This is a genomic window from Trichocoleus sp. FACHB-40, from assembly GCF_014695915.1.
In the GTDB taxonomy this organism is placed as follows: Bacteria; Cyanobacteriota; Cyanobacteriia; order Cyanobacteriales; family FACHB-T130; genus Funiculus; species Funiculus sociatus.
Window position 1 is genome coordinate 21,875 of record NZ_JACJPF010000104.1, and the last position, 12,692, is coordinate 34,566.

13 protein-coding genes and 2 pseudogenes are annotated in these 12,692 nt (G+C 47.3%); 7 read left to right on the forward strand and 8 right to left on the reverse strand.

Going from position 1 to position 12,692, the window contains the following annotated elements:
- Nucleotides 1-23: 23 nt before the first annotated feature.
- From H6F63_RS25455 to H6F63_RS25465, 3 genes are all read right to left on the reverse strand, one after another.
- A complete protein-coding gene (locus H6F63_RS25455; RefSeq protein WP_190640110.1) occupies nucleotides 24-1,058 on the reverse strand; it encodes a hypothetical protein in 1,035 nt (344 codons plus the stop codon).
- Between the two features lie 75 nt (nucleotides 1,059-1,133).
- Nucleotides 1,134-2,342, reverse strand: a complete 1,209-nt coding sequence (locus tag H6F63_RS25460) for a restriction endonuclease subunit S (RefSeq protein WP_242020109.1) — start codon at nucleotides 2,340-2,342, stop codon at nucleotides 1,134-1,136.
- Nucleotides 2,342-4,714 (reverse strand): DEAD/DEAH box helicase family protein, encoded by a 2,373-nt coding sequence (locus H6F63_RS25465; RefSeq protein ID WP_190640112.1) that lies wholly within the window; start codon nucleotides 4,712-4,714, stop codon nucleotides 2,342-2,344. The genes H6F63_RS25460 and H6F63_RS25465 overlap by 1 nt, the downstream gene beginning before the upstream one ends.
- 234 nt (nucleotides 4,715-4,948) lie before the next feature.
- Here H6F63_RS25465 and H6F63_RS25470 point away from each other — a divergent pair, with 234 nt between their 5' ends.
- The 5 genes from H6F63_RS25470 (at nucleotide 4,949) to H6F63_RS25490 (ending at nucleotide 8,223) form a co-directional block, all read left to right on the forward strand.
- On the forward strand, nucleotides 4,949-5,497 hold the full coding sequence (locus tag H6F63_RS25470; RefSeq protein ID WP_190640113.1) for a recombinase family protein: 549 nt from the start codon (nucleotides 4,949-4,951) through the stop codon (nucleotides 5,495-5,497).
- Nucleotides 5,498-5,598: 101 nt separating this feature from the next.
- A complete protein-coding gene (locus H6F63_RS25475; RefSeq protein WP_190417147.1) occupies nucleotides 5,599-5,802 on the forward strand; it encodes a winged helix-turn-helix transcriptional regulator in 204 nt (67 codons plus the stop codon).
- 83 nt (nucleotides 5,803-5,885) lie between these two features.
- Nucleotides 5,886-6,365: a hypothetical protein gene (locus tag H6F63_RS25480; RefSeq protein ID WP_190640114.1), complete on the forward strand. Its 480-nt coding sequence runs from the start codon at nucleotides 5,886-5,888 to the stop codon at nucleotides 6,363-6,365.
- Nucleotides 6,366-6,445: 80 nt separating this feature from the next.
- Nucleotides 6,446-7,189 carry an AAA family ATPase gene (locus H6F63_RS25485; RefSeq protein ID WP_190640115.1) on the forward strand — a complete coding sequence of 248 codons (744 nt, stop codon included), beginning with the start codon at nucleotides 6,446-6,448 and terminating at the stop codon, nucleotides 7,187-7,189.
- Complete coding sequence (locus H6F63_RS25490) at nucleotides 7,189-8,223, forward strand: metal-dependent hydrolase (protein WP_190640116.1); 1,035 nt, start codon at nucleotides 7,189-7,191, stop codon at nucleotides 8,221-8,223. The genes H6F63_RS25485 and H6F63_RS25490 overlap by 1 nt, the downstream gene beginning before the upstream one ends.
- A gap of 59 nt (nucleotides 8,224-8,282) precedes the next feature.
- Here H6F63_RS25490 and H6F63_RS25495 read toward each other — a convergent pair whose 3' ends face one another.
- The 3 genes from H6F63_RS25495 to H6F63_RS25505 form a co-directional block, all read right to left on the reverse strand.
- The gene (locus tag H6F63_RS25495; protein WP_190640117.1) at nucleotides 8,283-9,185 is read right to left on the reverse strand and encodes a TolC family protein; all 903 of its coding nucleotides are present in this window, start codon (nucleotides 9,183-9,185) and stop codon (nucleotides 8,283-8,285) included.
- The gene (locus tag H6F63_RS25500) at nucleotides 9,124-10,293 is read right to left on the reverse strand and encodes a hypothetical protein (protein ID WP_190640118.1); all 1,170 of its coding nucleotides are present in this window, start codon (nucleotides 10,291-10,293) and stop codon (nucleotides 9,124-9,126) included. Before H6F63_RS25500 ends, H6F63_RS25495 begins: the two co-directional genes overlap by 62 nt.
- Nucleotides 10,294-10,372: 79 nt before the next feature.
- Nucleotides 10,373-10,966 carry a hypothetical protein gene (locus H6F63_RS25505; protein ID WP_190640119.1) on the reverse strand — a complete coding sequence of 198 codons (594 nt, stop codon included), beginning with the start codon at nucleotides 10,964-10,966 and terminating at the stop codon, nucleotides 10,373-10,375.
- Nucleotides 10,967-11,132: 166 nt separating this feature from the next.
- Between H6F63_RS25505 and H6F63_RS25510 the strand changes: the two genes are divergently transcribed.
- Together H6F63_RS25510 and H6F63_RS25515 are read left to right on the forward strand one after the other, a co-directional pair.
- Nucleotides 11,133-11,552, forward strand: coding sequence for a thermonuclease family protein (locus H6F63_RS25510; protein WP_199298276.1), 420 nt, complete (start codon nucleotides 11,133-11,135; stop codon nucleotides 11,550-11,552).
- A 143-nt stretch (nucleotides 11,553-11,695) separates the two neighbouring features.
- Nucleotides 11,696-12,127, forward strand: a pseudogene (locus H6F63_RS25515) (M23 family metallopeptidase); the annotation flags it as partial.
- Here H6F63_RS25515 and H6F63_RS25520 read toward each other — a convergent pair.
- On the reverse strand, nucleotides 12,110-12,364 hold the full coding sequence (locus H6F63_RS25520) for a hypothetical protein (RefSeq protein WP_190640122.1): 255 nt from the start codon (nucleotides 12,362-12,364) through the stop codon (nucleotides 12,110-12,112). The pseudogene H6F63_RS25515 and the gene H6F63_RS25520 sit on opposite strands and share 18 nt — an antisense overlap.
- A pseudogene (locus tag H6F63_RS25525) lies at nucleotides 12,364-12,692 on the reverse strand (hypothetical protein); the annotation flags it as partial. The gene H6F63_RS25520 and the pseudogene H6F63_RS25525, both read right to left, overlap by 1 nt.

Genomic DNA, 12,692 nt, shown 5'->3' on the forward strand with positions numbered 1-12,692 from the left:
TCAGTTAATTCCGCGATTATTTTTTATGGATTGCCTGCATCCGAAGTAGCCTTACCTGTCAAGATACTTAGAAAAACTGACGAGCCTTCCATAGCTTTTTTAAGTTCCTGATTTAAAGCATCATCTAGAGGTATTTGATATAAATTAATTAAATCATATGTAGCTATATTAAGATAAAATATGCAGCAAGAAATCATTTGACTTAAATAATTTTTAACTTCTTGATCGAGTTGAAAATTACTGTCACACTCCATGCTTATGGCGAAAGCACTTGAATGTACAAAATTTGACATTAGCTTGGTAAAAAACTTATCAAATCTGGATTTTAGATGTTTTTCTTCTTCATCTGAGAAGGTTTTACTGAGTTCATATTCCAATCGTTCCAAAAATATATCATTGTCATTTTTGTAGCAACCATTTCTAGCAAGCTTCCTCATCAAGTCTATACCAAATCCGGGAGTTTTTTTAGGTCCCGCCATCTCTGTATCTCTAAGTGATTGAAACACGCTTTGGTAAATGGTGGGAATTTTTGTTGTCCCAGTTAAGTTTTTATAGTAAGGGAGATTTATTATCTCTTGTTTTTTGTTTATTAACTCAGGTTTCAAACGAGGATCTTCGCTTGTGTTTGCAATTCCCTGAAGCATATTATGGCGTTCAATTAAAAGAGAAGCCTCAAAAAATGAATATCTAAATTCACGTTCTTCATCTGGGATATTTTCAATTGTTAAATAATAAAATGGTTTATAAGATTCGATTAAAACTCTTGTTAGGCTTGCAATTGAAGTTAAACTAAAATATTCTTCTTCGGAAACAGGCAATAGTTTATATATAGACAGGCTGATTTGAGCCATTCTGCGATAGAGAATAATTCTAAGTTTATCTATCTTGCTTTGGGTTACAGATTGCTTTTGCTGATTGTTAGACAAAAATGTATTGATTTTGTCAGTTAATAAAATAGAACTTTTAAAGCAAGCTAAAAGTGAGTTGTAGTCCATAATATTTTTGCGATTTCTTGTAATAAAGTTTTTAAAGCAAGCCAAAAGTGAGTTGTAGTCCATGATATTTTTTGCTATTTTTTTGTAATAAGCATTAGAATGAATTAAAGCGTAGTGAATTAACTAATCACTATTTGTTTAAACTTCTCCATTAAAGGCACGGCGTAAGAGTATAGCTGGTAGCCTATTGATGGCATCTAGTTGAGATTTTAGGGATTGTTGGAGGCGTTCAACTTCTGTCAGTTGTTCTGTGAGGTTTGCAGCAATGCGTTCTTGTTCGGTAAGTGGAGGAAGTAGAAGCGTCATTTGCCGCTGCCGGGTAATAGGAACTTGATTGCGTGTAGTTTGTTTCATCGCTTCAACCAGTTGGTTCTGAAAATCTTCAGATTTTAGAGCTAAAAAAAGAAACTGCGGCAGCATAACAGATGGAACAGGACGATAAATGGTTAGGGAAGTACCTATTACAAATGGTTCACAGTCAGATGGAGCTATAGCAACCGGGCCAACTGTTGCGTTATGAGCAAGAAGAATATCATTACCTTTCGCAAAACCAATTCTTAGTCCATTTGCCTGCTCTTTTGTAATATGCGGTGCATTATTGAGTGCAAGTGTTCCGTCTTTTTTGATGTACTTTGCTGTTACGAATTTCACACCAGAAGAGACAAAATCTTTATTCCGTGGGTGTAGTTCTCCGTGGTTGCCATCTTGGTGTTCAAGTAACACTTGTGATGAGATAAGTTGACTAACCGATTTCCTTTCCCACTTCTGAGCCTCTAGGCTATTGAACACAGCCCGGAGATAAGCAGCAGGGAGGGCTTTGGCTGCTTCTAACTGGGTTAGGGTTGCTTGACGCGATCGCTCCACCGCTTCCATCTGCTCATCCAGAATTGCTGCTATGCGCTTCTGCTCATCCAGTGGTGGGAGAGGAATTTCTATAGGGTAAATAATCTTTCCTGAGATTAATGGCTGAGCCATGCTGTTGGATTGCTTATTTAAGTCCAAAAAGCGTAGGCATCTAACCATGAAATTATTGTCAAAGTTAACTTTCTTTTTAGATACATATAAAGCATTATCTGTAATCCATGATTTTGGATGGCTGAGGTGGATACAGCCACAGAGCGCTCCCACGCGACCAATGACAATTTTGGGTTCATCAAACAAGAACTCATCATGATAGCCATTTATGCCATTACCTCCATAAACTGGATAAATACCACTTATGCTCATGGCTTTTGCTGGCAAGAAGTTTCCGCTTTTTACTTCTAATACATCCCCCAACTTCATCCAACGCCAACCATTAGGCAACTTCCTTTTATCCTGCTGTTGGCTTATCACTTCAGTTGTCATCACGCCGCAAATAACCTCACCTTCGTTTCCCGCAACACATCAGCAGGCTTACCCAACACCTTCAACGCATCCAAACCGCCAGCCTTTCTTACCTCTGGTGTTTGGAAAATCATAGAATTCTCCAGCCCTTCAGTGCCAGCACGAGTAAACTGGGCGGTTAGCGCCTTCACCGTAGCTGCTGTGGGTATAGGCATCTCATTTAACCAGTCAACGTGCTTGTAAGCAAACGCCTCGACTCGTTCTATGCGGGTACGACGATTCAACCCATAGCCCAACTCTGCCAGCACGTCATAGAGGTCACAGTCTTCTAAGTCCTCCACCTCACGCACCAGCAGGGGAGAACGCCCCCCATCTGGTAATTGAGCGATCGCCTGCCTCCGTTCCTCCCGGTTCACCCAAATCGAGCGAAAATCCGTGAGATTCGGCACACTTTCTACTAACTTCTGTGCCAAGCGTTCCTTATACTCCTCTATGGTTACAGGCAGCGTTTGACCGTCTACCATCGTCAGAATGTAGCGCCCTGCTGGGGTGATTTTGACATTAAAACCTTCTACCAAAATCGTCCGCTGCTCTTGTCGTTCTCCTGTTAGCTGAGGTGTCCCCGCCCCCACAGTGGACGTGCGCCGCGCTGTTAATCGGCTCAAGAACGACTGACCAAATAGCCGGGTTGCATTGGTATAGTCGTAGACCCGAAACATCAGTTTCTGGGTTGCCACATCTAGCCGAGTTCCCCGCCCCACCATTTGATAAAAGCTAATGGGAGAGTTGACATATTTGAAAAAGGCGATATTCCGCACCACTGGAACATCAACCCCTGTCGTCAGCAGGTCAACCGTAGTAGCAATAAGGTGAGAGCGAGAGCTGCCTTTTAAGTCAGCGAGATAGGTACTTCCGGCACCCTTAGCCGTACATTTGAAGGCATAGGGTTCAACGCGCCTAAAGCCGTTCTCTTGACACCACTGGGCATAGAGATTATTCATCGCTGTAGCCACATCATCGGCATGGCGATCGCGCACGCAGAAGATAATTGTCTTCTGCTCTGGCCCTCCGGTTGACACCAGATAATTGAACAAGTCTTGACACATTGCCAGCACCCGGTCTGGTAAGAGGATGCGGTTCTCATAGGTGGTGTGTTCGTACAGTTCCCGTAACTCAGCCTCAGTGATGGGTTGTCCTGTGTCTGCGTCTACCGGATTTCGGGCTAGGATATCCTCAATCGTGATGCCCGTCTTATCCAGGCTGACCTGACTGCGTTGGATTTCACAGGCAGCGAGGTAGCCATCCTCAATGCCTTGAGCAATGTCGTATTCATAGACTGGCTCACCAAAATACCGCATATTATCAGCGGTAATCTGAGCATCCGCTTGACTTTCCCTGGTGTTTTCGGGAACGTCCAACTCTCGCGGTGTGGCAGTCAAACCAATCTGTACTGCGTCCGAATTGCGGGTGAGGACTTGCGACCATCGACCCCAAGCCGACCGATGGCACTCGTCAATGATGATGTGGCTGAAATAGTTTTCAGGATAATGGGTGGTGAGGAAATTAGCAGTATCTTCCTCGCTATCAACATCCAAGGTTTGATAAGTAGCAATCAGAATCCGGGCATTCTTTTTCGGGTCGCCTGCGGAAACTGTAGCGGCATCGGCACCAAAGATAATTTGCAGAGCCGCCGCTGCTTGGGAGCGGAGTTCATCGCGATCGCACACAAACAGCGCCCGTTTCAATTGACCCGCATCGGCAATCCGACTCAGAATATTAACAGCAATAAACGTCTTACCCGCCCCCGTTGCCAGTGATAACAGCGCCCGTTTGGGCAGTCCCCGCGTCTGGCACTGGGCAATCTTTTCTAACGTGGCACGGATAGCCGCATCCTGGTAATACCGCCGCGTCGCTTCTCCACCTCGATAGCGCATCAATAGGGGACGGGCAGCGGGGTCATCTAGGCTCAAGCCTAAGTGCTGTTCGTAACGACTGCGGAGTTCATCAGGAGTGGGGAAGTCAGTCAGCGATCGCAGATTGGACGTGATGCCCGTGATCCGGTCATATTCAACAAATAAATGACCATTAGAAGAGAACAAAAACGGTACATTCAGCCCTTTCGCATAACGCTTAACTTGCTCTAAACCATGATTCGCTGGTAAGTCCTCTTTTTTAGCCTCAATCAACGCTACGGCTACGGGTTGCGTATCGGAACTAACTTGTAAACGTAGAGTATAATCTACCCGCCCTTTGTTCTGTTTGTGAGCTTCCCCATCGATAATCTCAATCGTTCCGGCAGTCTCTTCACGCTTAATCAACTCTTCAGTCCAACCCTGTTGGTATAAAGCTGGGTCGATTAACTTGGCTCTAGTTTCCGCTTCGTTTAATCCCACCTTCTGCCTCACGCTTCGCTTGCTGGTAACGAATTAATCTGTCCCATACTGCTCTAACAAATCCGTTCCGCTCTCTCCCAAAAAGAATTAAGGAGCCAGTCGGGAAATCTGCAATGCCCCTGCTCTGTCGATAGTGTCTCATAATCCTAATATTGAGACACTGGCTAAACTGTTTCAAAATAGTCTCATAAGTTAGTGTCTCATTTTTATTGCTCAATTTGATTTTGAGACATCATGAAAATTGGTTATGCTCGCGTGTCAGCAATTCACCAAAACCTAGAAAGACAACTTGATGCACTACACACGGCTGGATGCGATCGCACCTTCACCGACAAGTCAACCGGAGCCGACATGGACAGACCAGGCTGGCAACAATGCTGGGACTACCTCCGCGACGGAGATGAACTGATTGTCTGGAGTTGCGATCGCATTGGGCGTAACTTTGACGAAATGTTGCAGATTATCTCCCAGATGAAGGAACGAGGCATTAAACTCAAGTCCATCTCGGAGCCGATGATTGACACCAGCAGCCACACCGGAGAGCTGATATTTAGAATCATCATGGCTGTTGCTGACTGGCAACGCTCCTACATTCTGGAGCAAGCCGCCGAAGGACGCGCCGCAGCCAAAGCAAGGGGGCGCAGCGGTGGTAGACCCAGGAAATTGACAGTAGAGCAGATTGAATCAGCCGAAACGCTACGGCAGGCTAACAAGAAGGTCAATCACATTTGTAAAAGTATGGATATCAGCCGCTCTACATACTACCGCCGCATTCACAACTGACTCGTATAAAAGTTTTATAAAGAGACAAACTCTGTGGAATTTGCGGATGTAAGTTCCATACAAAAGCGTGTAAGATTCCCCATCTTTACATAGAGATGGCGATGAGAGGAGTGTACAGAGTTGGGTGCTTTGAAGACGCTTGCGAAGAACTTCCATTTCCCTCGTGGAAGCGCGGCGAAGCACGACGAGAAAGGATTGTAGAAATGCTCAATCAAAATCCTAATGTTTCTGTGCAAGAGATAGCGGAAGGTGTAGAGCTTTCCATCTATCAAGTTAAAAGGCACTTGTCAAAAATCAAAAAATAATTTTTTTGACACCCCATATAGTGCCAATTCAGTATCAATTATTTACACCCCCCACCCTACGCGAGGCATCAAGGAGCATAGAAATGAAAGAATTATCTATCAGCCAAATACAAGAAATATACGGTATCAAACAAGCGGCAGCGTATAAGTGGAGAAAGTTTTTATATGAAAAAGGACTACCATCTACAGAAGAAAATCTCAATGCTCTACGTGATTACATAGCCACCCACGGCACCTATAAAGGATTCATGGAAGGAGGAGAATTAGCAACTGTAAAAACTGCGGAAATTGCAGCAGAAACACCCCAGCTTATCTATGAAAATGAGCCTGGAATTGACCCGGTAATGGCACTGGTACGAGCAGCCCAATCTCGTGCAACAGGGGAGTTGATAGCCGAGAAAATGTTGGCTGCTGAGTTCCGAGCAAACCCAGACAAACTAGATGAGGATTTACGCAATCGCATCCGAGAGGTGGAGGAACGGACAGCCCCAAAGTCCTGCGACCCGATGCAATACGCCCAAGAACTGATTCGGCAACGGAACCAGCACCAAGCAGCAGCGTAAACAATTCCCCAGAACTAAATGGAGAGATTCACAAAAGCACCTACAACCGAGCCAAACACGCACTGCTGCAAGGTAAATCCGTGCTGGTAATGGCGGAAGCGGGGGCAGGTAAGACAGTTCTGGGGAATAGACTAGCGTCGGAATTGGCGGCGACATATTCAATAGCGATCGCATCCTATACCGGAGCTTTGAAAGCAGCCCTAATCAGCATCGCCAAACAGCTTGATATCCCAACTACTACCCCCACCTACAACAAAGATGGGGACATAACGGGAGAGAAACCAATGAGTGCTGACCAGCTGCGAGAAGAGATTGCATCGAATTGTGATAGCGGCACACTAATCATTTGCGACAGTGCCGAGCGATGGTCAGCATCACTGAGGTACTGGCTAGAGGGGTTGCACAATCAAGGCATAGTGCTGTTACTGCTGGCCTCAAGGAATCCAGAGCGTGACATCTTCCTAAAAATGCCAGTGCTTCTACAGCTTGAGGGAATACCAGAGCTGGAAATGCGATCGCTCATTTCTCAGGAAGCCCAGCACCAGGGGTTGAAACTCAACACTCAGCAACTTGCCAGCATCACAAGCCGCGCCGGGGGAAACATCACACGGGCTAAATATCTAGTGCAACAGTTGCGGCTAGGGGAAGAGTCAGAGGTGTTCAAATCGGCAAACCAGTACCGCAGCATCACACCTTTCTTAATGGCAGGTCTGGCAGCTTTTTCAATCCTTCGTTACCTGGCTAACGGCGACCCAGCCATGCGGCTAATCGGTGGGGCTGCCCTAGTGCTGTACATGGTCATTCGTCAATTGAGTAAAGCGTAATGATGGGACTAACTCACGCTGCTATTAGTGCGGCAGCGGTGTCAATTGCAATAACCAGTGCTGACCCTTGGGTACTAGGGATAGCGGCACTCAGCAGTCAAATTCCCGACCTTGACACTACAGATAGTACAGCAGGAAAAATCCTTTATCCTGTGGCGGCGTGGATAGAGAAGCGATACACGCACCGAACAGTAACGCACTGCATTAATGCAACTTTCCTGTTAGCTATTGCAGCACTGCCACTGTGGTACTACTTCGGAAACTGGCACCTCTGGGCAGCCGTGCCGCTGGGCCACTTCTTCTCAGCTGTTGCCGATTGTTTCACTAAGGAGGGTGTCTGCATCTTCTACCCGTCCCCGGTGCGTTGGGTGAGTGCGATGAACCCTAATAAGAGGTTGCGCGTTGGCTCAACACCTGAGTATTGGGTGTTGGCGACTGCGATCGCTGCCCTACTCATCAGTTACAACATCCAGACAGCCGGGGGCTTGACACTGCAACTCAATCAAGTGCTGGGCAATAGGGACAGCGTTGAACAAGTGCTAAATAAAGATGGGTCAACACACCTTATCTATATTGATGTGACAGGGACTCGAACCAGCGATCGCACTCGTGTTAAATCTCGCTTCTTTTTGGTTGAACAGTTGGGCGGAAATTTTTTAATTCAAGACCAAACTGGACTGTACCAAACGGGTAAGGAAATCATTGTTTCTTCACTAAAGGCGACAGCATCCAACAACGCATCAACCCAAATTCAACCACTGACATTTAACGACGAGGAACCCGCCGCAGTTCTGGAAAGCTTAGCAGCAGCGCATCCTGGCAGCGCCATTTACTTGTCTGGCTCGTTGCAAATTGACGCGCCAGAGGAACTAATAATCACCCCCACCCCCGGACAGTTTCAGTCCATCTCCAGTTCTGGGGAATTAATTAAATTGCAGTATCACCCTATTGAATTAGCAGCAGGGCAATTATTAAACCAATTCGCTACTGGACAGCTAACAGCCAAGATTATCTATCCAGCGCCCCGGCTATGACTCCATCCAAGAGTTGAGAACAGCCCAAATAGTAAGAACAGCGATCGCACCCCAAACAATCACAATCCCTCAGCCCCCAACACCAACAACTTGACCCTAACCACTCCAGACCTCAGCTTAGTCCAGGTTCTAAAGACAGAAGCATTGTGCTGTTGAAGCGCAAAGGAACCATTCAAGTAAGACTCTGTTGACCCCTGCCCCAGCCTATATTCAACCTCTGCCAGTTGATTCAATGCAGCCCGACCCCGTGCCAGCTCTTGACTAACCTGAAATTCTCGCTTGGCATCGTCAAGGTCAAAAGCTGCCTGATAAACCTTTTCTCTGATAACATCAGCCAACTCTGCCCTATCCCGCTGCAATTGTGCAAGCTTAATCTGAAGGTCAGCGATCGCAATCGAGCGGTTCTTAGCATCGTTATTACCACCAGTAAGCGCCTGAAATGTTGGCACTCCAATAGCACCGAGTAATCCGTTAATCCCGGTAATACTCGTGAAGATGCCCACCAATCTATCTAAAAATCCAGGCGGACGAGGCGCAGGCTGCCCAGGCTGTACGGGGGTTGAAACAGTAGTAGCACCAGTGCCTTGAAATAAATACTGCACCGCGGGGGTCAACACTGAAAGGTTGATACTCTGTTTGTTTGCGGTTTTAGCCTCTGATATCTTGGCTTCAATTTCCTGAATCCGAGCATCAACTTCCTTTAGCAATGGATTATTCTGAGCCGCTACACCCTGCAATTGACTAATACAAGGGGTACTCGCTTCTGCACATGGCAGATTGCCCTTCATTTCCTGCCAAAGGTCAGAGTTAATCTGTGTCCTCACCAGTTGCTCAATACTCGGCCCCGCTGGTTGTAGCGGGTTTTCTTCTGGATCAGATGGGACACTACCGCTGTCATCCTCAGTTTGAGCCAGCAATACCGGGGATGCGATCGCCCTCAGTTCTGGGGAATTGAACTGCACTGCTACCAGTAGCGATAGTGATAGTAACCTTGAGATCCTGATTGCTCTGCCCTTCATATTTCACTCGGCGCACTACGCCACTGTAAGGGGATTTAATTGTCGCCAGCTGTGCAAGTTGGCTATTCACATCTTGAATCTTGACTCTGACCTGAGAGAGCTGATAGTCTTTTTCGCGCTCCTGGGCTTGAGCCTCCATTAACTGCCTTGAATAAGCCTGCTCAGCCTGGTTCTGCTGCTCTGCTCTCTGCGCTAGTTCGAGCTGATGTTGATATTCCTCCCGCTGCCGTTTCTCACGGGCGGTATCGAGGCGAGCTTTAACCAATTCCAAATTAGATTTCGCCCGGTCGAAGTCTGCTAAGAGTTGGCGCTCCTCCTCAGCAGCCCCAAGGGATGCAGCCTCAAGATTGGCGGCGGCGACACGTTCCTCTGCTTCCCTCGATGTCAGCTCAGTCTGAAGCTGTTCCATCACCTTAGCCTCGTGTTCGCTGACAGCTTCAGGCAAGGTCATGGTTGCGATCGCATCAATTTTCCGCTGTTGTATATCCACCTTATTTTTTGCGGCGACAACAACAGCCCTAGCCTGCTCCAATTCTGAAGTTTCCTTGGGTGGTGCAACTGATAATGACCTTTTGTGTAAATCGACGGCTATCTGTGCCTCCCTCACCTTTATCTGAGCATCCAAAATATCTGCCTCTTGCTCCCTAAATTGCGACGGTGGAAGCGAAGCCACAGAAGGCACACTTTTTGGTTTGGGAGGATTGAAAATAATACTCCCCTCAATTTTTTTCAAACTCAGCTCTAGCTCTTGTTTGGCTAAATTTAATCTATTGCGATCGCTCACTCTATCTGCCAACACTTGCCCAGAAATTACCGTCTCGCCCTGCCTTACCTTTAAATCTTCTGGCTTGGAAATTGAAATATTGAGCTTAAAAGTTTTCGGAATTCCAGACGATGCAGAAGGAGCTACCTTTTTTTGGACTGGGAAACTTGGTAAAGTGCCTCCCTTCAATTCCCCAGAACTAGAGGAAGAATTAGAGAGAGCGATCGCTGCCGGAAACCCCAGTATAAAAAAAGCAACCACATATATAAAATTTCTCCAATTATTCATATTGCTCCTAATAAAAACTGGCTCTAGCCCTTGAAGGCACGAGCCAGTAATCAAGCTATCCGGGATGCACCAAAGGTTACTACTGAGGCATATAAAGAATGTTATTGATGCAGCGGGGAGGATTTCCCATTGGGGCTGTATCGGTGTTGACGGCAACGCCGTTGACATTAATCGTTCCAGTCAAAGGATACTGTGCAGAACTTGTGAGGGCAACAAATCCACAAGCGTTAACGCTAACGTTACGGCTCAAACTAATACCAGGGAATGCAATCGCTTGGCTAGAAAGCGGAGACATCCCAGGAAATACAAAATCTCCCGCAGGTGTTTTGTAAGGAGTTGTCTGTGGTACTTCTGCAACACCATTTAAGCAGCGAGGAACAGTATCAACTGCTGTAGGCGCTGGTGTAGTAGTACCGTTTATCAGAATGTTACCGACACCTGTTAAAGGAGTGCTTGAAGAGTTTCTAACAATCAATCTTCCACAAGCATCAGTGTTAGAATTGATTGTTTTAAGCGCATTTGGAAAATCTACTTTAGCACTACCAGAGGGGGTCAAATCATCTATATACAATTTCCCCGCAGCATCTTTAACGGGCGCGGCATAAGCCGAACCAATTATGGATACAATGCTTAAAAAAGCCCCTACACACCCAACAATTCTTTTAGTCTTCATTGTCTGCAATCTTTACATAAAGATGGGGCATTTTAAATGCTATTTAGGAGTAATGAAATCCGTGAAAGTACACAACTATTCATTAATATTTTTGCTAAGCATTGGGGCAATTACTGGCTGTAAATTCCCCAGAACTGCGCCCCCAAGCTCAGAATCCTGGTTTGTGATGAGGATTAGCGACGGTGATAGCCTGACAGTGCGCCAAACTGACGGCTCAGAGCTAAAGATTAGGCTGTGCGGCATTGATGCGCCAGAGCGATCGCAACCTCTGGGACGAGAGGCGACAGAACATCTGCAATCGCTCGTTGCCCAGACAGATAATCAGGTGCAGGTCGTCGCACTGGAAAAAGACCGCTACGGGCGAACCGTGGCGGAAGTTTTCACAGTTCTGGGGAATGAGGAAAAGTTATTAAATGCTGAACAGTTGATGTCTGGCAACGCCTACCTATACAAGGAATTCGTCAACAACTGCCCAAACAAACTGCCACTAGAGACAGCGGAGGCGATCGCCCAGGAAAAACGCTTAGGAGTGTGGGGCGGCAACTATCAAAAACCGTGGGATTACCGTAGAAGCAAACGGAAATGAGCGCATAAAATGCTTTACCGCTCTCATACGTAGGACACTTTATGCGCCGTCACATAGCTTTGGTAACTGCTTTGTCCCTTATCACTACAAATGCGATCGCTCAAGAATTTACCAAAGCCAAATTGACGGCAATCTACAATCTGCCAGCCATTCCTCAAATCAATTCCCCAGAACTGAATTCCCCAGAACTGAATCCCCGATACATAATGCCAGCGCGAGGCACCCTGACCTCTGGATATGGTCGCCGTTGGGGACGAATGCACAAGGGTATCGATATCGCTGCACCCATTGGGACACCTGTGCTTGCAGCTGCTTCTGGAGTCGTAGTCTATGCACGTTGGAACTCTGGTGGCTACGGAAACCTGATAGACATTCAACACGCTGATGGCAGCGTAACCCGTTATGCCCACAACAACCGCCTTTTGGTACGAGAAGGCGAGACAGTCGAGCAAGGTCAGCTAATTTCAGAAATGGGCAGCACCGGGCGCAGTACAGGCCCTCACCTACACTTTGAAATTCGTCCTCAAGGCAAAGCAGCAGTTAATCCAACAGCGCTTTTAATTCCCCAGAACTAGAGACAGTCTACTCGCTTCGCTGATCGTTCGCGCCCCGTGCGTCCGCACCGGGCGCTCACTGGCGTGTAGTTCCGCCGCCAGCCTGCGGCGGATCTGGCTACGCCGCAGACAGCGACTGCCGCGCTGACGCGCCGCCTCTGCGCCTGCGGCGGCCAGCCCGCCTGCGGCTGTCGGCGGTTTGCAGTCAGGGAAGATTGGCAATTGGGGATTGGGGATTGGGAATTGGGGATTGAACATTAATCAGCCAGTTGTGTTGCTGGGGGTGGCTTCGCTGCGGCTGGGGCTTCTGCCTTGCGGTTTGCTGCGGCTGGGTTCCGGGTGTCTCCTGGGGGGGGGTGCCTGCGGCGCAAGCCATTTGTGTGTTTTTGTTTCCGTCCGGGTTCTCTCGCTGGTTGCTTGGGCCGTGGTGTGCGTCGGCTGTGTTCCGCTCTGTGCCTGGGCTTGAGGTTGTCTTTTGCGTGTCCCCATGCTATACTAGGGTTGTTGAGTTGGGTTGTGCTTGTGCTTCCTTCTTCTGTTCTGTCAGTCGTTTCAGGTGCTGCTGTGGTTGGGTTTTCGGGTTCTC

Bases quoted from the DNA above. Each gene is read 5' to 3' on its own strand.
- H6F63_RS25455 (WP_190640110.1), bottom strand. From the start codon at position 1,058: ATGGACTACAACTCACTTTTGGCTTGCTTTAAAAACTTTATTACAAGA.
- H6F63_RS25460 (WP_242020109.1), bottom strand. From the start codon at position 2,342: ATGACAACTGAAGTGATAAGCCAACAGCAGGATAAAAGGAAGTTGCCT.
- H6F63_RS25470 (WP_190640113.1), top strand. From the start codon at position 4,949: ATGAAAATTGGTTATGCTCGCGTGTCAGCAATTCACCAAAACCTAGAA.
- H6F63_RS25475 (WP_190417147.1), top strand. From the start codon at position 5,599: ATGAGAGGAGTGTACAGAGTTGGGTGCTTTGAAGACGCTTGCGAAGAA.
- H6F63_RS25480 (WP_190640114.1), top strand. From the start codon at position 5,886: ATGAAAGAATTATCTATCAGCCAAATACAAGAAATATACGGTATCAAA.
- H6F63_RS25490 (WP_190640116.1), top strand. From the start codon at position 7,189: ATGATGGGACTAACTCACGCTGCTATTAGTGCGGCAGCGGTGTCAATT.
- H6F63_RS25500 (WP_190640118.1), bottom strand. From the start codon at position 10,293: ATGAATAATTGGAGAAATTTTATATATGTGGTTGCTTTTTTTATACTG.
- H6F63_RS25505 (WP_190640119.1), bottom strand. From the start codon at position 10,966: ATGAAGACTAAAAGAATTGTTGGGTGTGTAGGGGCTTTTTTAAGCATT.
- H6F63_RS25510 (WP_199298276.1), top strand. From the start codon at position 11,133: ATGAGGATTAGCGACGGTGATAGCCTGACAGTGCGCCAAACTGACGGC.
- H6F63_RS25520 (WP_190640122.1), bottom strand. From the start codon at position 12,364: ATGTTCAATCCCCAATTCCCAATCCCCAATCCCCAATTGCCAATCTTC.